Annotated in this window: 24 protein-coding genes and 1 tRNA gene; 1 reads left to right on the top strand and 24 read right to left on the bottom strand. The window is 39.0% G+C overall.

All coding sequences use genetic code 11. The features are described 5' to 3' along the window. Positions 1–4 precede the first annotated feature (4 nt). From G592_RS0105830 to G592_RS0105750, 17 genes are all read right to left on the bottom strand, one after another. Positions 5–1,534 (bottom strand): ABC transporter permease, encoded by a 1,530-nt coding sequence (locus G592_RS0105830; RefSeq protein WP_028246991.1) that lies wholly within the window; start codon positions 1,532–1,534, stop codon positions 5–7. A gap of 13 nt (positions 1,535–1,547) precedes the next feature. Beyond that, positions 1,548–2,537: an ABC transporter permease gene (locus G592_RS0105825; protein ID WP_028246990.1), complete on the bottom strand. Its 990-nt coding sequence runs from the start codon at positions 2,535–2,537 to the stop codon at positions 1,548–1,550. 236 nt (positions 2,538–2,773) lie between these two features. Continuing rightward, positions 2,774–5,035 (bottom strand): ABC transporter substrate-binding protein, encoded by a 2,262-nt coding sequence (locus G592_RS0105820; protein WP_028246989.1) that lies wholly within the window; start codon positions 5,033–5,035, stop codon positions 2,774–2,776. Positions 5,036–5,097: 62 nt separating this feature from the next. Further along, positions 5,098–5,649: a hypothetical protein gene (locus G592_RS0105815; RefSeq protein WP_028246988.1), complete on the bottom strand. Its 552-nt coding sequence runs from the start codon at positions 5,647–5,649 to the stop codon at positions 5,098–5,100. A gap of 289 nt (positions 5,650–5,938) precedes the next feature. Then, a complete protein-coding gene (locus tag G592_RS0105810; RefSeq protein WP_028246987.1) occupies positions 5,939–6,175 on the bottom strand; it encodes a KH domain-containing protein in 237 nt (78 codons plus the stop codon). 33 nt (positions 6,176–6,208) lie between these two features. Next, positions 6,209–6,451, bottom strand: coding sequence for a 30S ribosomal protein S16 (gene rpsP, locus G592_RS0105805; RefSeq protein WP_028246986.1), 243 nt, complete (start codon positions 6,449–6,451; stop codon positions 6,209–6,211). Between the two features lie 50 nt (positions 6,452–6,501). Further along, a complete protein-coding gene (ffh, locus tag G592_RS0105800) occupies positions 6,502–7,842 on the bottom strand; it encodes a signal recognition particle protein (RefSeq protein WP_028246985.1) in 1,341 nt (446 codons plus the stop codon). Between the two features lie 3 nt (positions 7,843–7,845). Further along, positions 7,846–8,181: a YlxM family DNA-binding protein gene (gene ylxM, locus G592_RS0105795; protein ID WP_028246984.1), complete on the bottom strand. Its 336-nt coding sequence runs from the start codon at positions 8,179–8,181 to the stop codon at positions 7,846–7,848. Positions 8,182–8,262: 81 nt separating this feature from the next. Next, positions 8,263–9,474 carry a threonine ammonia-lyase gene (gene ilvA, locus G592_RS0105790; RefSeq protein ID WP_028246983.1) on the bottom strand — a complete coding sequence of 404 codons (1,212 nt, stop codon included), beginning with the start codon at positions 9,472–9,474 and terminating at the stop codon, positions 8,263–8,265. A gap of 20 nt (positions 9,475–9,494) precedes the next feature. Then, positions 9,495–10,424: a signal recognition particle-docking protein FtsY gene (gene ftsY / locus G592_RS0105785; RefSeq protein ID WP_028246982.1), complete on the bottom strand. Its 930-nt coding sequence runs from the start codon at positions 10,422–10,424 to the stop codon at positions 9,495–9,497. A 2-nt stretch (positions 10,425–10,426) separates the two neighbouring features. Beyond that, positions 10,427–13,987, bottom strand: coding sequence for a chromosome segregation protein SMC (smc, locus tag G592_RS0105780; RefSeq protein WP_028246981.1), 3,561 nt, complete (start codon positions 13,985–13,987; stop codon positions 10,427–10,429). Positions 13,988–14,052: 65 nt separating this feature from the next. Further along, entirely contained in the window at positions 14,053–14,754 is a 702-nt protein-coding gene (gene rnc / locus G592_RS0105775; protein WP_028246980.1) for a ribonuclease III, read from the bottom strand. 65 nt (positions 14,755–14,819) lie between these two features. Then, the gene (gene acpP / locus G592_RS0105770) at positions 14,820–15,056 is read right to left on the bottom strand and encodes an acyl carrier protein (RefSeq protein ID WP_015549845.1); all 237 of its coding nucleotides are present in this window, start codon (positions 15,054–15,056) and stop codon (positions 14,820–14,822) included. A 3-nt stretch (positions 15,057–15,059) separates the two neighbouring features. Continuing rightward, a complete protein-coding gene (gene plsX, locus G592_RS0105765; RefSeq protein WP_028246979.1) occupies positions 15,060–16,079 on the bottom strand; it encodes a phosphate acyltransferase PlsX in 1,020 nt (339 codons plus the stop codon). Between the two features lie 94 nt (positions 16,080–16,173). Further along, on the bottom strand, positions 16,174–16,353 hold the full coding sequence (rpmF, locus tag G592_RS0105760; RefSeq protein ID WP_028246978.1) for a 50S ribosomal protein L32: 180 nt from the start codon (positions 16,351–16,353) through the stop codon (positions 16,174–16,176). Position 16,354: 1 nt separating this feature from the next. Beyond that, a complete protein-coding gene (locus G592_RS0105755) occupies positions 16,355–16,885 on the bottom strand; it encodes a YceD family protein (protein ID WP_028246977.1) in 531 nt (176 codons plus the stop codon). Positions 16,886–16,975: 90 nt separating this feature from the next. Continuing rightward, positions 16,976–18,172: an acetate/propionate family kinase gene (locus G592_RS0105750; protein WP_028246976.1), complete on the bottom strand. Its 1,197-nt coding sequence runs from the start codon at positions 18,170–18,172 to the stop codon at positions 16,976–16,978. 196 nt (positions 18,173–18,368) lie between these two features. Here G592_RS0105750 and G592_RS0105745 point away from each other — a divergent pair, with 196 nt between their 5' ends. Then, entirely contained in the window at positions 18,369–19,538 is a 1,170-nt protein-coding gene (locus G592_RS0105745) for a nucleotidyltransferase family protein (protein WP_028246975.1), read from the top strand. 37 nt (positions 19,539–19,575) lie between these two features. Here the strand turns inward: G592_RS0105745 and G592_RS0105740 are convergent. The 7 genes from G592_RS0105740 to G592_RS0105710 form a co-directional block, all read right to left on the bottom strand. Then, positions 19,576–19,647: transfer RNA gene (locus tag G592_RS0105740), tRNA-Glu, on the bottom strand. 95 nt (positions 19,648–19,742) lie between these two features. Continuing rightward, the gene (gene galE, locus G592_RS0105735) at positions 19,743–20,759 is read right to left on the bottom strand and encodes a UDP-glucose 4-epimerase GalE (RefSeq protein ID WP_028246974.1); all 1,017 of its coding nucleotides are present in this window, start codon (positions 20,757–20,759) and stop codon (positions 19,743–19,745) included. A gap of 209 nt (positions 20,760–20,968) precedes the next feature. Beyond that, a complete protein-coding gene (gene rplT, locus G592_RS0105730; RefSeq protein ID WP_028246973.1) occupies positions 20,969–21,328 on the bottom strand; it encodes a 50S ribosomal protein L20 in 360 nt (119 codons plus the stop codon). A 44-nt stretch (positions 21,329–21,372) separates the two neighbouring features. Next, positions 21,373–21,570: a 50S ribosomal protein L35 gene (gene rpmI / locus G592_RS0105725; RefSeq protein WP_015549855.1), complete on the bottom strand. Its 198-nt coding sequence runs from the start codon at positions 21,568–21,570 to the stop codon at positions 21,373–21,375. Positions 21,571–21,588: 18 nt separating this feature from the next. Beyond that, entirely contained in the window at positions 21,589–22,086 is a 498-nt protein-coding gene (gene infC, locus G592_RS0105720; protein WP_015549856.1) for a translation initiation factor IF-3, read from the bottom strand. A 200-nt stretch (positions 22,087–22,286) separates the two neighbouring features. Further along, positions 22,287–23,108 (bottom strand): Cof-type HAD-IIB family hydrolase, encoded by an 822-nt coding sequence (locus G592_RS0105715; protein ID WP_028246972.1) that lies wholly within the window; start codon positions 23,106–23,108, stop codon positions 22,287–22,289. Continuing rightward, positions 23,101–25,263, bottom strand: a complete 2,163-nt coding sequence (locus G592_RS0105710; RefSeq protein WP_028246971.1) for an RNA degradosome polyphosphate kinase — start codon at positions 25,261–25,263, stop codon at positions 23,101–23,103. The genes G592_RS0105715 and G592_RS0105710 overlap by 8 nt, the downstream gene beginning before the upstream one ends.

Here is a 25,263-nt window from a genome sequence, read left to right as displayed (position 1 = left end):
TCTATTATCTCTTCATCTTTGGATCGAAAGCATCACGAAGACCGTCACCAATAAAGTTAAATGCAAGTACTGTAAGAAGAATAAGGATACCTGCAGGAACCCAAACAAATAAGTAATTTGTCATAACATATGAGTCATTAACCGCATTGATGATATTTCCCCATGAAGCAGCTGGATACTTAACACCAAGTCCAAGGAATGAAAGTGTAGACTCTGCAAGGATTACAGAACCAATATCCATAGAAGCAAAAACAACAAGCTGAGGAATAACATTAGGGATAAGGTGCTTAAATACACGTCTTCTAATGCTAATACCACATGCCTCACAAGCAGTCATGAACTCCTGCTCACGAAGAGAAAGAATCTGACCTCTGATAATACGGGCAATTCCAACCCAACCAATGAGACCCATGATAATACAAAGGTAGAAAATACGAATACCTGCATCTACCTTGTAGAAATCCATGATAGAACCAAGGATAAGGTAAAGTGGCATTGAAGGTACGCAGTAGATAATATCTACAAGTCTCATAAGAAGTGTATCTACCCATCCGCCAAAGTATCCTGCGAAACCACCGACAATAATTCCAAGGAAAAGCTCGATAGCAACTACTACGAAACCGATAAGAAGTGAAATACGACCACCATACATAAGTCTTGCAAGAAGATCCATTCCATTTCCATCTGTACCAACCCAATGCTTTGAAGAAGGTGCTTCAAACTGATTGATTACACTAGTTGCCTTATATTTTGTAACAGTATACTGACCATTCTTGTTTGAAAGCTGATACTCTTCACCTTCAAAATCAAATGAATCAGCCTTTTCTGTAATTGCTGCAACTACAGCCTCTCTAAAATCAATAGTAATAGATACGCCATTTTCTACAGGGTTAATACTGTAAGAAGAAATATATGCAACTTCATCTCCTGATTCTGTTGAAAGCATTGCTCCAGAACCGTGTGCATCTACCTTGTAGTTAGCACCATCATATTCGAAACTATTCTCATCATTTGCACGAGCCTTAATCATAGAAGCAGCGATGGCAGAATCTACCACTCCGCCGTCCATAGAATAAACCTGTAACTTACATGCATAAGCAAGACTCTCTGAACCATCTGCAGATGAAATTTCAAAAATATCGTTATTAAGCTCATTAAGAGCAAATGTAGAGCCATCTCGTGTTGTAATTGTAGGCTCCTTCTTTGTAAGAGCAAGGATAAGCTTTGAGCTAATATCCTTTGGAAGCTCTGCCCCAGCATTAGCAAAAATCTGATATTCGCTAATTTCTGTAGCACCAGCATAATCCTTCTTCATTTCCTCAGATGTATAGAAAACCTCTGACTGTGAATAAGGAACAACAACACCACCTAAAAAGGCAAATAAAAACATGCAGGCAATAATAATAAGACCTGTAATAGCAAGCTTGTTTCTAAAGAAACGCTTTGCAACCATCATACCAGGAGAAAGTACCTGAACACGGTTTGCATCGTCAAGAGCAAGCTCTTCTTTATTTAAATCTTTCTCTTCGCTCACGTCACTTTCCTCCTTAATTTACTCTTACTCGAGGATCAACCACTGCATAAAGAATATCAGCAATAAGGTTACCCAAAAGAATAAGCATTGCAAAGAATAACATATAGAACATTACAAATGGGATATCACCCTGAAGGATGCACTGATATGAAGTGTATCCGATACCTGGAATCTGGAATAAAGTCTCTGTAATCATGGCACCACCGAAAAGTCCTGGAAGTGTACCACCAAGCAAAGTAATGATAGGAATAAGAATGTTTCTAAAAGCGTGGTGATTAACTACTCTCTTCTCTGAAAGTCCCTTAGCACGTGCTGTACGGATATAATCTGCATTAAGTACTTCTAGCATGTTAGTACGTGTATAACGCATTAAAGAACCTACTGAAACAATAGTAAGTGTAATTGCTGGAAGCACAAGATGATAAGCCATATCAAGAATCTTTCCACCTGTAGAAAGATTCATATAGTTACGTCCAACAATACCATATAAATCGAAAATATTAAGTTTTACTGCAAATACCCACTTAAGGATTGTTGCAAAGAAAAAGCTTGGAAGTGAAATACCAATCAAAGCAAATACTGTGATGGCATAATCTGCCCCAGAATACTGCTTTCTAGCTGCAATAACACCAAGAGGAATGGCAATAATAATTTCAAGAATAAATGAAGCAAGCGAAAGGGCAAATGAATACCAAATAACGCTTGAGAACTTCTGTAATACAGGCATATTGAAATACCAGCTATCACCAAAGTCACGCTCAGTAATTAGCTTTACAAACCACTTGATGTATCCCTGGACAATACCTACATCAAGACCATAGGCTGCATTAAGCTGATCCAACCACTCCTTATAACTTTTTGCACCGGGCTTCTGTGAAAGAGCCATAGCTTTCTGCTCGACGAAGGATGTTGGCATGCATCTCATGATGGCATAAATAATCATCGATACGAAGAACAAAATAACGACTGATAATAACAATCGTCTGATCATAAATTTCTTCATGACACTAAAATTCCTTTCTTAAATTATTCTTCTCCTTTATTTCATAAATAAAGATATTTTATGGTGAGACAAATAAAGGACTAACGCCCTTACCAATTTCAATAACCCATCCCATCATAAAATACCTTTATTATCAGAGGTTTATTAAAGGTAGTTTTAATCGAATATTTAGACAAAATATTTCCTAGGGCTTATTATACATTAGCCCTAGGAAATAAAGAATACTTAATTACTAATTACTGCATCTGAAGATTAGCAATTTCATCAAGATAAATCCAGAATGGAGTTGGATCCTTTACAAGAGAATCAAGGTTAACTCTCTCTGAAGAGTAAAGAACTGCATTCTGTCTCTGGTATGTAGGAATCTCTACAGCAAAGTCTACGATGAAATCAAGACATTCCTTATAAACAGCCTTTCTGTATGACTGATCTGCACTTGTTCTAGCATCCATGATAAGGGCATCAAGCTCATCTGAGTATACAGCATACTGGTAAGCTGAACCACCCTGACTGTGATATACCTGGTACATATCAGGATCTGGAGTAGCACCCCAAGCAGCACACCAAATCTCAGCCTTCTGAGCTGAAAGTGTATCCCAAAGAACTGAAGAATCAGAAAGATCGTTGATTACAAGTTCAAAACCAATCTTATCGAAAGATTCTTTAGCACCTGTAAGTATACCAAATGCTGGGTGATCGCCAGTACCATCAGCAGGAATCATTGCTTCGTATGAAAGCTTAGCACCACTTGGAGCTGCTGTAAGCTTACCATCTGTAACTGTGTAGCCAGCTGCCTCGAAGAAACCAAGAGCTGCCTTAAGAGCTGCATCGTACTTCTCATCATCTGACATACCCTCTGTGTAGATTGGGTTACCATCTACATCCTTAGAGAATGCGATTTCGTAATCTGGGTCAGACTTCTGTGGAGCTGCCCATGAAGAATTAGAGATAGGATACTGAATAACATCAGCAGAATCTCCATAGTATGAATCAATAACTACATCACGATATGCAGCGATAACTGTTGCAATAGCCTTACGAAGGTTCTTAGAAGCCTCTGAAGCAGGATCATTACCAACCTTAACATTCTTAGCGCACATACCTATATAGCCATAACCAAGGTTATCAGCAAGTGTAGCTGTAAGAACATCACCAGCGATTTCGCCGTTAGAGTTCTCAGCAGCAATCTGCTCAGCTGTAGCCTTAGACATTGAAGGCTCAGTTAAATCGATTGTACCCTGTACAACACCAGGAACCTTATCAGGACCTGCTGTCTCCTTAAACTGAATACTCTTGATAGCTGGAGCACCAAGGTAATAGTTCTCATTAGCCTCAAGGTAAGCAATCTTATTCTTGTACTCAACAAACTTGTAAGGACCTGCACCCATAGGAGCTGTTGTCTTCTCTCTTACGATTGAAAGATCATTCTTAGGGAAACCGAACTTGTTGTTGTCATAATCATAAAGTGAAGCATCACCATAGTAGTGCATTGGAGCAATATCTGTAGCAAGCTTCTCGATAGCTGGAGCAGAGAACTCTGTAACAATGACATCACATGAGTAATCTCCAGTCTTAACGATACCCTCGATATGGTCTGCAGACTCACCTGTCTCAACACCAGTTGTAGACATTGCAAGAACATCCTCTGGGAATGAATCAGCGATTGTAACATCAGCTGCTTCCTTATCCATTGAAGAGAAGTTCCATCCATACTGCTCACCAATAGCCATGAAGAAGTCTTCTGTTGTAGCTCCATCTGCAAGATCAAATCCCCATCCAGCAGCTGCTGCCTTAACATCACCTTCAGCAACGCCTGCGTTAGCTACCATATAATCAACAATTGACTGAGCAAATGCAGCACCTTCGTTAGCACATGCATCCCAGAAAGCCTTCTGCTGCTCTTCTGTGAAGTTAGTGAAATCAGTGTTATCCTTACCAGCTTCAGCAATTAAAACCGAAAGTGTAGAAACACCGCTTCTATACTCTTCCATACCCTTTACTGGAAGTGAAGCAAATGTAGAAGGTCCATCATATGTAGGATCTGATACTACATAGTATGAGAAAATAACATCATCAATAGTAACAGGCTCACCATCAGAGAACTTAAGGTCTTCTCTAAGCTTAATGCTGTAAGTAACCGAGCCATCCTCATTCTCAGTCACATCAATGTTTGCTGGTGTGTAATATGTGTACTCTGTACCATTGTACTCAGCAGTATAACCATCAATACCATCTAAGATATACTGACCAGCTCTGTCTACCTTAAGCATCTCAAGCTGTACACATTTATCATCCAAATACATATCTGGATGAGATTCAGCGAAGAATGGGCTGAATTTCTGGCTCATAGCATCCCATCCGATAACAAGTGGAGTGTCAGAGCCATTGCTTGCGCCGGATTCTGATTTTCCAGCATCGTCTGCCTTCTTGCCACAAGCTACCATAGAAAGTGCCATTGTAGCTACAAGAAGAAGCGAAACAATCTTTTTCTTTTTCATAAGAATTCCTCCTATTATTTATATTTACACCCTAAATATTTCCCCGGGAGCAAATTAACAATTTAATTGGAGTTCAAAATTACCCCTCCAAACATTTTGTCATATTTCTTACCAAATGCAATAACACTAATAATAAGAATAAGTAATAGCACTATATAAGAAATTTCTAGAACAAAATTTAATGTATGTCGATTTATTATTATGAAAACTAAATCCAATACTATATTTATAATAGCTAAAACAAGAATTGCCATTGAGCTATTTTTCATTCGAATAATACTTGCTTCATATCCTGCTCTTTCCATTCTAAGTTTCAATGTGAAAAGATTAATAACAGCCAAAATGTTAAATGCTATTGGCAAGAATATGAACAGATAAGGAAATACAATCCATGCTGTCTTTGAAGAATCTGGATTAATAAAACCAGCCATCAAATAAATAACTAGAAATAATACTGAAAAGATAAGGCTAGTTATCTTGTTCTTCCTGAATTGTTTCTCATCATATGGAAGCTCGTAATAACTTCCATCATAAAAAGTAACTGTTCTAAGTTTTCCGTCTGGCCCAAGGCTCTGGACCTGTTTGTAATCATCTTTATATCTGTTAAATAACATAACTAAAAAACATTTGTATCCGTCTCGCGGACATTCGGAGTAAGAAAAAAACAAGGAAAAAGAACGTCCTTGTTCACAATTGCTATTGTAGTAATTCCCCCTTAATTAATCAATACCTACTATTTATACACACTTGTGAATAAAAATACAATCTGTGAAAAAACTGTGTATTTACGCTATTTGTTTATCAGTTTATCACTTTTATGGACTAAAGTGATAAAGTATTGTTCCCCCTATTGAACAATACTGATAAATATATGGGCCTAAATTTCTTTAGGCCCATATACAATTAGTTAACATCTACAATGTCAACAATAACCTTCTTGTCAATCTTTGAGGCTGCAGCCTTAACAACCGCACGTATAGCCTTTGCGATTCTACCCTGTTTTCCAATAACCTTTCCCATATCTGAAGGTGCAACACGAAGCTCAACAACAATTGACTTCGCATCTTCTTTCTCGGAAACAACAACCTCTTCTGGATTGTCTACAAGTGACTTAGCAATTACTTCAACTAATTCTTTCATCACTATATTCCTCTACCTTTCGATTGTGAATGATTACTGAACACCAGCCTGCTTGAAAAGTCTTGCAACTGTCTCAGTTGGCTTTGCGCCATTAGCGATCCACTTCTTAGCTGCCTCTGTATCAACTGTTACCTCAGCTGGCTCCTGATTTGGATCATATGTACCGATCTCATCGATATTTCTTCCGTCACGAGGTGCTCTTGCATCTGCTACAACGATTCTGTAGATTGGTCTCTTCTTCTGACCCATTCTCTTTAATCTAATCTTTACTGCCATTTTTAATTCCTCCTGTTAAATAAAACAATAAATTAATAAATTACTAACGGTTAAAATGGAAAACGCATTCCACGTCGTCCTTTTCCCATCATATTCGGCATTTGCTTCATCATTTTCTTTGATTGCTCAAACTGTTTAATGAAGCGATTGACCTCTGCTATATCTAAACCAGCTCCAGCAGCAATTCTGTGCTTTCTGCTAGGATTTAGTAACTTAGGATTCTCACGCTCTGCTGGAGTCATGGATAAGATTATTGCTTCGATGTGAGCAAGCTTCTTATCATCTACCGCATTTTCAATCTGCGAAATCTGTGATGAATTCATGCCTGGCATCATACCAAGGATGGATGTTAAACCACCAAGCTTCTTCATCTGCTCCATAGATGTAAGATAATCATTGAAATCGAAGGATGCTTTCTTTACCTTCTTTGAAAGCTGAAGGGCTGCATCTTTATCAATTTCTGCCTCTGCCTTTTCGATAAGTGAAAGTACATCACCCATTCCAAGGATACGGCCTGCCATACGATCTGGATGGAACTGCTCTAAATCTGAAAGCTTCTCGCCCATACCAGCGTATAAAATAGGCTTTCCTGTGACAGCCTTAATAGAAAGGGCTGCACCGCCTCGTGTATCACCATCAAGCTTTGTGATGATAACACCGTCGATACCAATCTTTTCATCAAAGGTGCTGGAAACATTTACAGCATCCTGACCTGTCATGGCATCTACTACTAAGATAGTATTAAGGATGTCGATGTTGCTCTTAATAGCTGCGAGCTCATTCATCATATCCTCATCTATATGAAGACGACCTGCTGTATCGAAAATAACTACATCAAAGCCATTCTTCTTAGCATATTCCATAGCCTCTTTGGCAATCTTTACAGGCTTTTCCTTATCTCCTAAGGAGAAAACCTCTACATCCTGCTTTTTACCATTTATCTGCAACTGCTCAATAGCGGCAGGTCTATAAATATCACAGGCAACCAAAAGTGGCTTCTTACCACGCTGCTTTACCTTACCGGCAAGCTTTGCTGTGGTGGTAGTTTTACCGGCACCCTGAAGACCAACCATCATAATAGTGGTAATAGCTCCGCCTGTGCCATAAGTAATATCTGTAACATCTGAGCCCATAAGATTAACAAGCTCTTCGTTAACAATCTTTATAACCATCTGTCCAGGATTCAAGCCGTTCATTACATCTGAACCAATAGCTCTCTCTGTGACAGTGTTAGTAAACTGTTTTACAACTTTGAAATTAACATCTGCTTCAAGCAATGCCATCTTAACTTCCTTTAAGGCTGCCTTAACATCTGCCTCTGAAAGTCGACCCTTGCTGCGGAGATTTTTAAATACTCCCTGAAGCTTCTCTGAAAGTGAGTCAAAAGCCATATATTATAATTCCTCTAAAATCAATGTCGATAAACGGGAAATCTCAGCTAAAGTATCTTTGCCAGGCTCTGAAGATGTAAGCTCGTTAATCTTCAAAACATCTTCCCTGATGTTCATGAACTTATCAACCAGGTGAAGCTTTTCTTCGTACTCCTGAAGTTGATGATCGCATCTTTTGATGATATCATGAACTGCCTGTCTGGATATTGATAAAGTGTCGGCAATTTCAGACAAAGATAAATCCTCATTGATACTCATTTCATATACACTACGCTGACGCTCTGTAAGTAATTCGCCGTAGAAATCATATAAATATCCTGATTTAATCTTATCTTCCATGACTCTCCTTTATCACCGCAGACTAATATACTATATAAACAAAAGAGTGTCAAGTGAAAATACTTGACACTCCAAATATTTTTACAAAGATGTACGAACAATCTTTGGTTTGTAACCACCTTCATCAAGAGCTTTAATAATCTGTCCCTTGTGATCTGTACCGAATGCCTCAAGTGTAATGCGAAGCTCAACAGCTGCAGAACGATTTGTGGTAACGAACTGGTTGTGCTCAAGCTTGATTACATTTCCCTGATTATCTGCGATAACCTGAGATACCTTTGCAAGCATACCTGGCTTATCAGGAAGAAGAACAGATACTGTAAAGATTCTGTCTCTAAAGATAAGTCCCTGCTGAACTACTGAAGACATTGTGATAACATCCATATTTCCACCGGAAATAACTGAAACCACTCTCTTGCCCTTAATATTAAGATGATTAAGTGCTGCAACTGTAAGAAGGCCTGAGTTCTCAGCAATCATCTTATGATTTTCAACCATATCAAGGAAAGCTACAATAAGCTCATCATCATCAACTGTGATAATCTCATCAATATTCTCCTGAAGATATGGGAATATATTTGAACCTGGAGTCTTAACAGCGGTACCATCTGCAATAGTGTTTACAGAAGGAAGTGTTGTAACCTCTCCCTTATCGAATGAAGCCTGTAAAGAAGCAGCTCCGCTAGGCTCAACGCCAATTACTTTAATCTTTGGATTAAGAAGCTTTGCAAGTGTAGATACACCAGTAGCAAGTCCGCCGCCACCAACTGGAACAAGGATATACTCTACAAGTGGAAGCTCTTTAAAGATTTCCATTGCAATTGTACCCTGACCTGTAGCTACAGCTAAATCATCAAATGGATGGATAAATGTGTATCCGTGCTCATCTGCAAGCTTATAAGCATAATCACATGCCTCATCATAAACATCACCATGAAGAACTACTTCTGCTCCATAGCTCTTTGTACGGTTGACCTTAATGAGAGGTGTGGTGGTAGGCATAACGATTGTAGCCTTAACACCGTATTTTTGAGCTGCGTAAGCAACACCCTGAGCATGGTTACCAGCTGATGCTGTAATAAGTCCCTTTGCTCTCTCCTCATCTGTGAGAGTACTAATCTTGTAATATGCACCACGAAGCTTGTATGCTCCTGTAAGCTGCATATTCTCTGGTTTCAGATACACATCATTACCAGATTTCTCGCTGAAATAGTCACTGTAAATAAGTTTTGTCTCGTGTGTGACCTCTGTGACAATCTTTGAGGCCTCTTCAAATTTGTCTAAAGTAAGCATTTTTTCTCCCTTACTGACGCTTACTGTTCAGCGTAGAACAAGGCATTAACAAATTCGTCTGCGTTGAACTTTTCTAAGTCGTCTATTGTTTCTCCAACACCAATGTATTTTACCGGTAATTTTAACTCAGATTGTATTGCAATTGCAATACCTCCTTTTGCTGTTCCATCAAGTTTTGTGAGAACAATACCAGAAATATCTGTAACCTCAGAAAATTCCTTAGCCTGAACAAGGGCATTCTGACCTGTTGTTCCATCAAGAACAATAAGTGTCTCCCTGTATGCTTCTGGGAATTCCTTGGTGATTGTGCTGTTAATCTTAGAAAGTTCGTTCATAAGGTTTTTCTTATTATGAAGACGACCTGCTGTATCTACTAATAAGACATCAATGCCACGGGCCTTTGCTGCATGAACTGCATCGTAAACGACTGCAGCTGGATCAGAACCCTCTGGGCCTCCGACAAAATCAACGTCTGCTCTGTCAGCCCATTCTTTAAGCTGGTCAGATGCTGCCGCTCTAAATGTATCAGCTCCTGCCACCATTACCTTCTTGCCGTTTGCCTTAAGCTTTCCTGCAAGCTTTCCGATGGTAGTAGTCTTTCCTACACCGTTTACACCTATAACAAGTACAACAGATGTCTTTTTCTCGAAGTCAAAGCTTGTCTCATCAAGTGACATCTGCTCCTTAATTTCATTAATAAGAAATTCTTTACATTGTGCAGGCTCTTTGATGTGCTCTTTCTTTACTGCATCCCTGAGGTCATCGAGGATAGTCTCAGTAGTGCGCACACCAATATCGCCCATGATAAGGACCTCTTCCAATTCCTCGTAGAAGTCCTCATCAATGTTTGAAAATCCATTGAAGATGTAATCCATGGATTTTATAAAATTATCTCTTGTCTTTGTAAGTCCCTTAACGAGACGTTTCCAAAATGGTATTTTTTCTGCCATAACTAATCATCCAACTGTGATTCTATAAGATTTACTGAAACAAGTGCTGATACACCCTTTTCCTGCATTGTGATACCGAAAAGTCTGTCAGCAGCGTTCATTGTACCACGACGGTGTGTGATAACAATAAACTGGGTATTCTTTGTGAGCTTATGTAAGTAATTTGCAAAACGGTCTACGTTTGCATCATCAAGTGCCGCCTCAATCTCGTCAAGGAGACAGAATGGTGATGGCTTAAGATTCTGAATTGCAAATAATAACGCGATAGCTGTAAGCGACTTCTCACCACCGGACATCTGCATCATATTGATGAGCTTCTTTCCTGGTGGCTGGGCATTAATAATAATACCTGTCTCAAGAAGGTTCTCACTATCAACAAGCTCTAATGTACCGTGACCACCTCCAAAGAGTTCCTTGAATGCCTTGTCAAACTGTACCTGAATATCCTTAAAGCCTTCTGCAAACTGCTTTCTCATTCCCTCATCAAGCTCTTCGATGATTCGAACAAGTGAAGCCTCTGCCTCAACAAGATCATCATGCTGTCCCTTGAGGAAGTTATATCTCTCAGAAAGCTCTTTGAACTCTTCGATAGCATTGACATTTACATTGCCCATTGCACGAATAGAGTTCTTAATCTTATTGGCATCCTTCTTCATCTGATCCAAGTCATTGAGTTCAGGATTCTTAAGCTCTTCTGCATTGTGGTATGTGAGCTCGTACTCATTCCACATGTAATTGTTCTGGTAAGAAATAGAATCGTTAATCTTCTCTTTCTGTGAATCCAGACGGTAGATTTCCTTATCAAGCTCAGAGATTCTGTCTGATATCTCCTGTCGCTGTTCAAAGAAATTCTTATGTGAGTTATTAAGATTTTCACGCTTCTCAATGTTTTCTTTAATCTCAGTCTCAAGCTGTCCAAAGGAATCATCTGAAGCAGAAATTGTATCCTTAATCTCTTCGATTCTCATTGTATTAGTCTCGATTTCCTCTTTAGAAGATTTAGCGTTTTCTTTGATAGTAGCTATATCGCTGTCACATTTTTCGATTTCCGCAGTAACACGGTCGATATTCTGCTGAACGAAATCTACGTTGCTGCGAGCATTAGCTTCCTCGATGAGGACTTCAGACATTGTTCTGTTAACAGAAGTCTCCATGTAAGTCTTCTCATCAACTTCATCAGAAAGCTTCTGAATCTCAGCTTTGAGCTCTGCTTCCTTGTCCTCTGATTCCTTCTTTTCGAAATCAATCTCTTTCTTTCCGGCAGCAATCTCAGTAAGCTGAGCCTCAAGCTCCTCACTTTCTTTAGAAAGTCCTTCATAAGCTGTAAGGCTTTCCTTTTTCTGCTCATTAGCACGGTCTAAACCAAGCTTAGCAGTGTTAAGTGCAATGGCTGCCTCGTTGAGCTTAGCAGTGTTATCCTCTCTGTCAGATTCAAGAAGACCTGCAGCTGCCTCAATATCGTCAGCACGCTTCTTTAAGTCATCCATTTCCTTAGAAAGAACATCAAGCTTCTCTTCAAGCTCTTCCATTTCACGGTTTCTTCCAAGAAGATTTGACTTATTCTTGAAATGACCACCAGTCATGGAACCACCTGGAGCCAGGTATTCGCCATCGACTGTAACTATATGAATGCTGTAATTATTTTTCTTTGCAAGTGCAATAGCAGAATCAATATTATCTGTAACAACAACTCTTCCAAGTAAGTAAGCAACTACACCATCAAATTTGCTGTCACAAGTAACAAGCTCTGATGCAAGACCAAGTACACCCTTTTCATTAAGAACTTCTGTCTTTTTGAAGTTGCCACGTCCATCTACAGATGTAAGTGGAAGGAATGTAGCACGTCCAAGCTTATTATCCTTAAGGAAACGGATAAGCTCCTTTGCACAGGCCTCATCATCTGTAACGATATTCTGGATGTTTCCACCGAGAGCTGTCTCGATAGCCATCTCATATTTCTTTTCTACATGGATAAGGTCAGATACGACACCTTCGATACCCTTAATCTTACCCTTCTGTTCCATAACCTTACGAGTAGAATTTCCATATCCCTCGTAACGCTCAGCAATATTCTTAACAGACTCCAAGCGTGTCTGAACTCTGGCAAATTCATCCTTTTTAACCTGTAAATCAGCAAAATTCTTGCGATTCTTTTCTTTCCACTCAGCAGCTTTTTCGTTAAGCTCTTTATCCTTATCCTGAAGCTCTAAAAGAAGACTCTGAGCATTCTTGAACTCTTCTTCAGCTGCCGCTACAGCAGAATCAAGATCTTCTTCACGAGTCTTTCTCTCTAAGAGACGCTGTGTAAGCTTTGCTTTACGGATATTTGTCTGCTCAAGCATTGTCTCAAGACGCTGTTCCTTAGACTTAATAGAAGCTCTGTTATTAAGAAGCTCCATAATAGCCTTGTTGTTTGCGTCAATCTTTTCGTTGTTTGCAACAATTGCATTCTGTAAATCAGAGTAGTTGCTCTTAACAGAATTGAGACGCTCAACAGCCTCTTCCAATGTCTTATCTAAAGATTCCTTCTCAGACTTAAAACCTGCAAGCTGTTCTTCTTTCTCTTTCTTATCAGCTTCAATCTCAGCTACACGTGCTGAAAGACTTTCATCAGTAGCATTAGCTGAACGAATCTTTTCCTCTAAAAGGGCAATCTCATTTTCAAGCTTTCCCTTAAGGAGTGTAGAATCAGACTGTTGCTGCTTTAAGCTTTCAATCTTCTCATCAAGATCTGTGATTTCCTGCTCTAACGCATCATATTTAACACGTATATCTTCCTGAGAAGCCTTGCTTGCTTCTAGCTGCTCGCTGGCAATCTTAGAATTCTTTTCTACTTCTTCGAGATTATTATTAAGACGGTCAACCTCTAAAAGGAATGCATTAACATCAAGTTTCTTCAAGTCTTCTTTTAACTTGAGGTATTTCTTTGCATCCTCAGACTGCTTTTCCAAAGGTCCAATTCTACGTTCCTGCTCTGATAAAATATCATTTACTCGAACAAGATTTTCACGCTCATTTTCAAGCTTCTTTACAGAAGCAGCTTTTCTCTTTTTATATTTAACAATACCTACAGCTTCGTCAAAAAGCTCACGTCTATCCTCAGGCTTACCAGAAAGAATCTTCTCAATCTGACCCTGTCCGATGATAGAGTAACCTTCTTTACCGACACCAGTATCATAGAAAAGCTCAGCAACATCCTTAAGACGACATGGTGTACCATTTAAAAGGTACTCACTCTCGCCTGAACGATAAACTCTACGTGCAATTGTAACCTCTTCATAATCTACTGGAAGCACATGGTCAGAATTGTCCATGGTAAGTGCAACATAAGCATATGAAAGTGGCTTTCTGGCCTCGGTACCTGCAAAGATAACATCCTGCATGGAAGCTCCACGGAGCTGCTTTGCTGACTGCTCACCAAGAACCCATCTTACAGCATCAGCTACATTGGACTTTCCGGAACCATTAGGACCTACAATACCTGTAATTCCATTATGGAATTCAAACTTCATCTTATGCGCAAAAGACTTGAATCCATATAATTCTATACTTTTTAAATACATTTTTTTCTCCCTGAAATTTTTCTCTACTCCCCAGTTGATATAAACCACCGCCTGTTACACTAACGTTATATAATCTTTATAGAATCTTCCTTGTGTAAACGCATGAGGCCTTCGTATGCGGCTTCCTGCTCAGCGGCCTTCTTTGTGCTACCAATTCCGTAACCAAGAATACGGTCGCCAACCATAGCCTGGACCTTGAACGGTTTTGCATGGTCTGGGCCAGATTCAGAAAGAAGCTCGTAAGTAAGTGACTCCTTAAAATTAGCCTGCACTACTTCCTGCAAACGTGTCTTGCTGTCGTAGAACAGCTGCTTATGCTCAATATCATTTAATACAAAACGATGAATGTACTGAGATGCCGGCTCCATACCGCCATCCAAAAAGATAGCGCCAATAGTAGCCTCGAAGGCATCAGACAAAATAGACTTTCTGGTACGTCCACCTGTCATGTCTTCGCCCTTAGAAAGGAGAACATAATCTCCAAGATTAATCTCCTTACAGATATAAGCAAGGGTAGGCTCACATACAATGCTGGCTCTAAGCCTAGAAAGCTTACCCTCATTTAAATCAGTATAATTTAGATACAAAAACTCACTCGATACAATCTCAAGCACAGCATCACCAAGGAACTCAAGTCTCTCATTGTCAGAGAGCTTTTTCATATGGTGCTCATTAGCATATGAACTATGTGTAAGTGCCTGACGTAATAAGCTTTCGTCTCTAAACTCATAACCGATAGTCTTTTGAAACTCTTTTAAATCTTTCAAAAAGTTACCTCCTGAGTATATGAGAAAGCATCCAGATAACCTGGATGCTTTCCAGTTATTTTTTCTTATTTCTCTGCAACAGTCTTCTTAATAAGCTCTACTGCATCACCAACTGTAGAAAGCTTCTCAGCTGCATCTGTATCAACTTCGATGTTAAGCTTTTCCTCAACACCCATGATGATCTGGAATACATCAAGAGAATCAGCTCCTAAATCGTCAACAAATGTTGTCTCTGGCTTGATTTCAGCTGTATCTACATTTAATACCTCTGCGATAATCTCCTTAAGTAAATCGAATTCCATGTTCTAGTCCTCCTTTTTCTCTATTACTATATTATTCTGGATATGCTCGTTAATCTTCTGCTCCTTAAATGTGAGGCACTGGAAAATAGTGTTCTTTACCTCACCAGCCTTGGCACTACCATGAGTCTTAACAACAAGACCCTTTAAACCAAGAAGTGGAGCTCCGCCATACTCTGTGGCATCAAAACTCTTTAATGTGCTCTTAAGAGCTGGAAGGGCAAGTGCTGCACCAATCTTTGAGCGAAGTGTGCTCATAAGACCGCCCTTAATAACAGAAACAAGAGTACCTGCCAAACCTTCATAAAGCTTTAAAATAACATTGCCAACAAAGCCATCGCAAACGATAACATCTGCGTAACCATTTGGGATTTCTCTGGCTTCTATACTACCAATGAAATTAATATCCTTGCATTCCTTTAATAATGGCATTGTCTCTTTTACAAGAGCATTACCCTTTTCCTCTTCTGCACCAACATTAACAATGGCTACTCGAGGATTCTTAATGCCAACTACCTTTTCCATATAGATGCTTCCCATCTTTGCAAACTGTACAAGATGGCTTGCACGACAGTCTACATTAGCTCCTGAATCAGCAAGTAATGCTACACCTGTCTTTACTGGGAACAATGCTCCAAATGGAGCTCTCTCGATACCACGTATACGTCCTACGATACCAAGACCGCCTGTAAGAAGTGCTCCTGAGTTTCCAGCAGAAACAAAGGCATCAGCCACTCCATCCTTTACAAGATGAAGACCAACTACCATAGAAGAATCCTTCTTACGCTTAATAGCCATAACAGGATGCTCTGCTGTCTCGATAATTTCAGTGGCATTCTTTATTTCAATCTGTTCTGTTGGATACTGGTAAGACTGAAGCTCAGACTTTATAACGTCTTCCTTTCCAACAAGAATAACCTTAACTTCTTTATTAAGATTTACTGCGTCTACTGCGCCTTTTACCATCTCTGATGGAGCGTTGTCTCCACCCATGGCATCAAGTGCTACTACTGTGTAATCACCCATAACATTCCCTTTCTTACATACTGCTAAAAGTATACTTGAAATGCAATCAAAAGAAAAGCCCCTCGAAAAAACGAGGGGCGACTCAATACGTAAATTATTCTACAGTAATGATTTCTTTTTTGTTGTATGAACCACAGTTCTTGCAAACTCTGTGTGGTACCATAAGCTCGCCGCACTTGCTGCACTTAACAAGAGTAGGGTTGCTCATCTTCCAATTTGCTCTTCTTTTATCTCTTCTTCCCTTAGAAGATTTGTTCTTTGGACAAATAGACATGCTATTTCACCTCCTTAAAGCTATTAAAGACATCTAAAAATTGTGCCATTCTAGGATCTAAAACTGTATCATCGCAGCCACAGGCTTCAATGTTACGATTCTTTCCGCAAACCGGGCAAATACCCTTGCAGTCATCCTGGCACAATATCTTTGCCGGGAAATTCACTAAGATCTCGTTTAAAATTAGCTCATCTACCAGAATGTCCTCTCCATCAATAAATGAGTAAGGACCAAGCTCTTCATCAGGAACTACTTCTCCATCAGAAACCTGAATTGTCTCATCAACAGAAACAGGAACCTTAAAAGTAACTTCTGTTAAGCATCTGTCACACGCACCTGAAATAGTACTTTCAGTATCAAATGTGATGTGAAGCTTACCATTTCCAATCATAGATAAAACTACTTCAAATGGCTCTATGTGGTTGATAGAAAACTCACTGCCAAGATAAGAAAAATCTTTTATATCGCATGAACCTGCGAACTTCTTATTCTGATCAGTCAATGAAGTAATATCCTTAATAGAAATCTTCATAAATATCTCCTATCCACACTTTGTCAATTATACATAGCAGAAATATAGTTGTCAAACATTTTCTGCAAATTTTAATACTATATTTAATAATTATTTTCCAGATACGATAGCTGCTGTATCTCTTGCAATCATAACCTCTTCATTTGTAGGGATAACAAATACCTTAACCTTTGAAGAGTCTGAAGAAATAAGCTTGTCCTCTGAAGGGCCTTCGTTTCTAGATGCATCAAGCTCAACGCCCATGAATCCAAGGTGATTACATACAGCCTGACGAAGGCCAGCGTTGTTCTCTCCAAGACCTGCTGTGAAGCAAATCATATCTACACCGTTCATAGCAGCTGCGTAAGCACCTACATACTTAGCGATACGATATGCAATCATATCCATAGCGAGCTGTGCTCTCTTATTTCCCTCTGCAGAAGCTGCAAGAAGGTCTCTGAAATCTGATGAAAGACCAGAAATACCAAGTGCACCTGACTCCTTGTTAAGTACGTTCATAACGCCTGCGAAATCAAGACCTTCCTTCTTAGCCATGTACTCAACAGCTGAAGGATCGATATCACCTGAACGAGTACCCATTACAAGACCCTCAAGTGGAGAAAGACCCATTGAAGTATCAACAGACTTTCCATTTAATACTGCACAGCAAGATGCACCGTTACCGATGTGGCAAACGATAATCTTTGAGTTGTTAAGGTCTGCATTTGCAAACTCGCAAACTCTCTTTGAAACATAGCTGTGTGATGTTCCGTGGAAACCATAACGACGAACACCATACTGCTCATAATACTTATAAGGTACAGCGTACATATAAGCTTCCTGAGGCATTGTCTGATGGAAAGCTGTATCAAATACACCTACCTGTGGCTTGCCTGGCATAAGCTCGCGGCATGCGTTAATACCAATAATATTTGCTGGGTTGTGAAGTGGAGCAAGATCATTACACTCCTCTACAACCTTAATCATTTCATCTGTAATAAGTGCAGAAGCTGCAAACTTCTCACCACCGTGTACGATTCTGTGTCCTACAGCATCGATCTCATCAAGGGATGCAATAGCGCCTGTCTTATCATTTGTGATTGCATCGATAACAGCTGCAACAGCCTCCTTGTGTGTTGGCATAGGAATGTCTGTAATCTCCTTATCAAGACCTTCCTTCTGATATACGATACGTCCATCGATACCAATTCTCTCACAAAGTCCTTTGCAAAGTACCTGCTCGCTCTCAGAATCAATTACCTGATACTTAAGAGATGAACTACCACAGTTGATAACTAAAATCTTCATAATAGCTATTTCCTTTCTGAATATATTTTTAATCTTTCTTTAATGTTTGTTCAAACGACATTTTATTATAGCACAAAGATATGAAAAAAACAGATAAATACAAAGGTTTTTAAAGAAATACATAGCTTGATTAATTGAGAAAAAACAGTAACACGTGTATCATATAGATAGTTAATTTTTTAACCGGAGGAAACACATGATAGTCGGAATTGTTGCTGAATATAATCCATTCCATAACGGACATAAACTTCAGATAGATTATGCTAAAAATGTGCTTAAGGCTGATGCTGTTGTAGTTGCCATGTCCGGCAGCTTTACTCAGCGTGGCGAAATTGCATGCTTTGACAAATATACAAGAGCTCATGCTGCTTTAATTTCTGGAGCTGATATTATATTGGAAATTCCTACTATCTTTGCTACTGCATCTGCAAGAGAATTTGCAGCCGCAGGTGTTCAGCTTTTAGCAAATACAGGTATAGTAGATACTATTTTATTTGGTGCAGAATCAGATGATGTAGATTTATTTAAAGAAGCAGCCCATAAGCTTGTTAAATTAGAAAAATCCGGTGAATTAGATGAAGAGATTAATTCTTCCATGGCATCAGGAGATAGCTACGCTTCTGCCCGCTCTAAAGCCCTGGAAAGACATATACCAACAGAGCTTATATCTAACCCTAATAACATATTAGGGCTCGAATATTGCCGTTATATCATCGATAAAAGACTTAATATGGATATCGCCATTATTAAGCGCCAGGGAAATGAATATAATGAAATAGCTCTTACCGGTGAATTAAGCTCTGCATCTGCCATTAGAGCTCATTTAAATGAAACAGGACTTGTTGTAGCTATTCCAGAAGTAACAAAAGAAATATATAAAGAAGCGACTTCTGTAGCTTGTAATGACATTTCTTCTATGCTTCATTATAAATTGATTACAGAAACGGACTATGAAAAATATCTGGATTGTACTTCTGATCTTGCGGATAGAATAAAGAACAACTTAAAAGATTATATTAGCTTTAGCCAATTCTGTGATTTGTTAAAAACTAAGAATATAGCCTACTCTCGCATAAGCAGGGTTTTATGTCATATTTTACTAGATATCACTCAGGAGGATTTTGAAAAAGCTAAGTCTGATGGCTATATTAAATATCTAAGGATGCTTGGATTTAGCAAGAATGGCTCAGCATTTCTTGGTATTATAAAAGAAAAAGCATCTGCGCCTCTTCTCACAAGCCCTAATGATTTAATTGATAGCCATGATATTTATGCAGCAGATTTATACAGGGTTGTCGTTACTGAGAAAACAGGAAAGACATTTCCAAATGAATTTAATAGAAAGTTTGATTTAGTAAATATATAACAAAAAGCACTCAGAATTCTGAGTGCTTTTTCTTTCGCAGTTCCTAGCGGAATCGAACCGCTGTTTTCGCCGTGAGAGGGCGACGTCTTAACCGCTTGACCAAGGAACCATATTGTCTGTCGCAAGGCTCATTGCCTCAGCGACAAGACATATAATACTATGTAGATTGACTTCTGTCAACACTTTTTTTAATTAATTTTTAAATTAATCTGCATATCCATTAGGATTGTTCTTCTGCCATCTCCATGAATCTGCACACATCTCCTTGATGCCAAACTCTGCTGTCCAGCCAAGCTCTTCCTTAGCCTTTGTAGCATCTGAGTAGCATGTAGCGATATCGCCTGCTCGACGTGGCTTGATTGAGTAAGGAATCTTGATGTCGTTAGCTGCCTCAAAGTTCTTTACGATATCAAGAACTGAGTAACCTACACCTGTACCAAGGTTGTAAATCTTAAGACCTGCATTCTCCTCAATCTTCTTAAGAGCCTTAACATGTCCCTTTGCAAGATCAACAACGTGGATGTAATCACGTACACCAGTACCATCTGGAGTATCATAATCATCACCAAATACACCAAGCTCAGGAAGCTTTCCTACTGCAACCTGTGTGATGTAAGGCATAAGGTTGTTTGGAATACCATTTGGGTTCTCTCCCATTGTTCCTGATGGATGAGCTCCGATTGGGTTGAAGTAACGAAGAAGTACTACATTCCACTCTGGATCAGCCTTCTGCATATCAGAAAGAATCTGCTCAAGCATAGACTTTGTCCATCCGTATGGGTTTGTGCACTGACCCTTAGGACAGTTCTCTGTAATAGGGATTTCTGCTGGATCTCCGTATACTGTAGCTGAAGATGAGAAAATAATGTTCTTGCAGCCGTGCTGACGCATAACATCAACAAGTGTAAGTGTACCTGCAATATTATTCTCATAGTACTCCCAAGGCTTAGCAACAGACTCACCTACAGCCTTAAGGCCTGCAAAATGAATACATGAATCAAGCTGCTCCTTCTCGAATACCTCATTTAATCTATCTCTATCTAAGATATCTCCTTTATAAAACTTAACTGGCTTACCTGTAATAGCCTCTACTCTCTCCAAAGACTTCTCTGAAGCATTTGAAAGATTATCATAAACTACAACGTCATAACCCGCCTGCTGGAGCTCTACGCAAGTGTGGCTACCAATGAAGCCTGCTCCACCTGTAACTAAAATTGCCATAATATATATCCTCCTTCAGTTAAACCTAATAATTTTAACTAGATAAAAGCATAACAGAAACATAAATATAAGGAAAGAGTCATTTTTGTATATAAAAAAGGGGAAAGTTTGGGCATTACTTGTGATATTGGACAAAATATTCAAAATGCAGCTTAATTAAAGCAAATAAAAAAGTCTTGGGAAAATCCCAAGACTTTAATTTGCTTTAATTAAGCAGCAACCTTTGCCTTTGCAACCTCTACGAGCTTTGCAAAACCTTCTGCATCGTTAACAGCGAGCTCTGCGAGCATCTTTCTGTTCATCTCAACACCTGCAAGCTTAAGACCGTACATGAACTTAGAATATGAAAGTCCATTGATACGAGCTGCAGCATTGATACGAGCGATCCAAAGCTGTCTAAACTGTCTCTTCTTCTGCTTTCTACCAGCATATGAAGATGTAAGGGCACGCATAACTGACTGCTTTGCAACACGATACTGCTTGCTTCTAGCGCCTCTGTAACCCTTTGCTAACTTTAATGTTCTATTATGTCTTTTCTTAGCGTTTAATCCGCCTTTAATTCTTGCCATTTTAAATTCCTCCTAACCAAATAAATAACTGTTCCAACTCAATCTTAGAGATATGGAAGTACTTTCTTCATGTTCTTTACGTTTGTAGCATCTACAATTGTAGCGTGACGAAGATTTCTCTTGTTCTTTGTTGTCTTCTTGGTTAAGATGTGACGCTTGTAAGCCTTATTTCTCTTAAGCTTTCCTGTTCCTGTTACCTTAAAGCGCTTTGCAGCTGCTCTTCTTGTCTTCATCTTTGGCATGATAATTTTCCTCCTGTATTACGATTTCTTTTCTGTAAGCACCAGACTCATAGAACGGCCTTCAATCTTTGGTGCCTTTTCCACTACTGCAACATCAGCAAGTGCTTCAGCAAAATCATCAAGGATATGCTTACTAGACTGCATATGTGCCATCTCACGACCACGGAAACGAAGTGTTACCTTCACCTTATCGCCCTTAGAGATGAATTTCTTTGCTGCATTTACCTTAGTGTTCATATCATTAGCATCGATGTTTGGAGACATACGAATCTCTTTAACCTCAACAACGTGCTGCTTTTTCTTAGCTTCCTTCTCACGGCGTGCCTGCTCGTAACGGTATTTACCGTAATCTACGATCTTGCACACTGGTGGATTTGCCTTTGGTGAAATCTTAACGAGATCTAAGCCCTCGTCATCTGCAAGCTTCTGAGCTTCCTTTGCTGACATAATGCCAAGCTGTTCCCCATCGGAGCTGATAACACGAACTTCCTTATCGCGAATCTGCTCATTAATCATTAAATCGCTAATGGTACTACCTCCAATAAATAAAAAAAATAGTGGATACAGAATATCCACCATAAATCATCACAAACAAGGTTTGTGTGAAATATAAACCCGAGTCACCAGACATTGAGTGCTAAGGTGAGAGTGGATACTCTACTTTGTTTTCACAACATAGGTAATTTAACACATAAATCCCCTATCGTCAACAACTTTTACTGATTTAGTATAAATTTATTAATAACCTCTGCTATTCCAGCGTGATTATTATCATTTTCTGTAACATAATCTGCCACAGCTTTAAGCTCTTCTCTTCCGTTTGCCATGGCTACTCCAACACCAGCAACCTCTACCATACTAATGTCGTTTCTCTCATCGCCAACTGTGATAACATCCTCTACTGGAATATCAAGAAGATTAGCAAGCTTTACTACGCCATCTCCCTTTCCTGTTCCCTTTTTAATGTATTCGAGGAAGGCATAATGAGAAAAGAAGCTTTCAGCCCTATCTCCATATACTGCCTCGTGTTCATCCTTAAATGCCTGTAAAGCTTCTGGATGATCATAATCAATAGCGATAAGCTTTGTAATGTTTTTGTCCTTAAGCTCGTCTACGCTGGAAAGATATTTAAGCTGTTCACCAGAGAGTTTTTTGTAGCTTTCGATAAACCAGTTGTCATTGAATGTATAAATATGACTGGCATCAAAGGTAACGCAGGTAAATCCACATTTTAGAACCTCGGAAATAATCTCTCTTGCATCATCATTATTCATGTAATCCCCAAATAATGTGTCGTCTCCAAGCATCTTTGTGCCGATTACACCCTGATGACCAAGGATATATACATCATCTCTTTTAAACTCATCATAAACAGATAAGATTTCTTTTAAAGCATGATTTGGTCTGCCTGTATTAAATGCAAAAGCATGACCAGCATCTAAAAGTTTTGTAATGGCTTCAAGATTTTCCTTTGAAATAGTCTTGTCATCATTAAAAAGTGTACCGTCCATATCAACGGCTAATAATTTCTTACTCATCAAAAACCTCATTAGCCAGAATTGGTACAAATGTCCTTTTTTTGAAGAAATCAATCTCTGGCTCAATACTTCTCTTAGCTTCTTTACAGAAGGTATCCTGTGCCCCCACAGGCTTTTTACCTCTGGAAGGTTTTATTCTAACATAGCTTCCATCTTCTGTCATCTCATAAGCCTTAAGAGTATCCCCAAGTTGGACATCAAGAATATGTTTAACCTTAGATTTTAAAATCGAATCTTCTACTGGGAACATAATCTCAACACGACGGTCAAGATTTCTAGGCATCCAGTCTGCACTACCCATATATATATCTTCCAAACCATTATTATAGAAATAAAAAATTCGGGCATGCTCCAGATATGTTCCTACTATAGAAGAAACATGAATATTTTCACTTACACCTGGAATTGCAGTTCTTAGACAGCATATTCCACGAATAATAAGATGAATCTTTACACCTGCATTGCTGGCTTCATAAAGCTTTTCAATAATACCTTTATCACAAAGAGAGTTCATCTTTGCAACTATAACAGCTTCTCTTCCATCCTTTGCATTATTTATTTCCCTGTCTATAAGATTTATAAATGTATCTCTAAGCCAAAGTGGCGCAAGCACAAGCTTATTCCAGCTAGCTGGTTCAGAATAACCTGAAAGCATGTTAAATACAGCTGTTGCATCCTCACCGTAGGATTCGCGACAGGTAAGCATTCCGCAGTCAGTGTATAACTTTGCTGTAGAATCGTTATAATTTCCTGTTCCAAGATGGACGTATCTTCTAATACCATCTTCCTCTCGGCGAACTACAAGGGCAATCTTGCAGTGTGTCTTTAGTCCAACCAGACCATAAATTACATGACAGCCGGCCTTCTCAAGCTTCTTAGCCCATATAATATTGTTTTCCTCATCAAATCTGGCCTTAAGCTCTACAAGTACTGTTACCTGCTTTCCATTTTCAGCTGCATGGGCAAGACTCGCAATAATAGGCGAATTACCGCTGACACGGTAAAGCGTCTGCTTTATGGCAAGTACCTGTGGGTCAAATGCTGCCTGAGCAATAAAATCAACCACAGGATCAAAGGTCTCATATGGATGATGTAAAAGGATATCTCCCTTTTTAATCTCATCAAAAATCTTATCTCCTGATCTAAGTCTTGGGTTTTCCTGTGGTTTAAAACCAGGAAGACGAAGTTCACTATGACCTTCAATTCCGTAAAGTTTCATAAGGAATGTAAGATCGATAGGACCTTTAATTTTATAAATATCTATTTCATTTACACCAAGATTCTTTTTCAAAATAGCAAGAAGCCTTTTATTGATAGAAGCCTCTACCTCAAGACGAATAACCTCGCCCCATTGACGGGACTTAATCTGCTTTTCAATTTCAATAAGCAAATCTTCTGCGCCTTCTTCATCAATATTAAAATCTGCATTTCTCATAATTCTATATGGAGAGGCAGCAACAACATTATAGTTAAGGAAAAGCTTATCCATGTTTCGCTCGATTATCTGCTCCAATAAAATAAAGCAATCATGGCCCTTTTCATCAGCAGGAAGTTTTACGAACCTAGGTAAAACAGATGGCACCTGAACTGTTGCAAACTCAACATCATCACCTTCTGCACCTGCACCAACAGAGTCTTTCTTCTTTTCAATCAAAGCCGCGATATTTAAAGATTTATTTCTGATAAGAGGAAATGGGCGGGATGCATCAAAAGCCATTGGTGTCAGAACAGGATACACCTGGCTCATAAAAAACGAATCCATAAATTTAAGCTGTTCCTGATTCAGGTCCTCATATTTTTCGTAAATAATTATCCCCTTATCCTTTAAAATAGGTGTAAGAGATCGATTAAAAGTATTGTACTGGAAATCTACCAGTTCTCTTGTCTTTTCATTGATAGCTATAAGCTGTTCTGTAGGAGTCATTCCAGCAATATCAGGCTTTGTATAGCCTGCATGTTCCATATCTTTAAGAGATGCCACACGAACCATAAAAAACTCATCAAGATTTGAGGATGTTATGCTGACAAATTTAAGGCGCTCCAAAATAGGCAACTCTTTATTGGTTGCCTCATTCAAAACCCTTCTTTCAAATTTAAGCCAGCTAAGCTCGCGATTGTCATAATATTTTGCATCTGAAATATCTATCTTCGCCAT

This window comes from Pseudobutyrivibrio ruminis CF1b (assembly GCF_000424005.1).
Taxonomy (GTDB): domain Bacteria; phylum Bacillota; class Clostridia; order Lachnospirales; family Lachnospiraceae; genus Pseudobutyrivibrio; species Pseudobutyrivibrio ruminis_C.
Note: the sequence above shows the minus strand (reverse complement) of the source record. Positions and strands in the feature narration are given on the sequence as shown.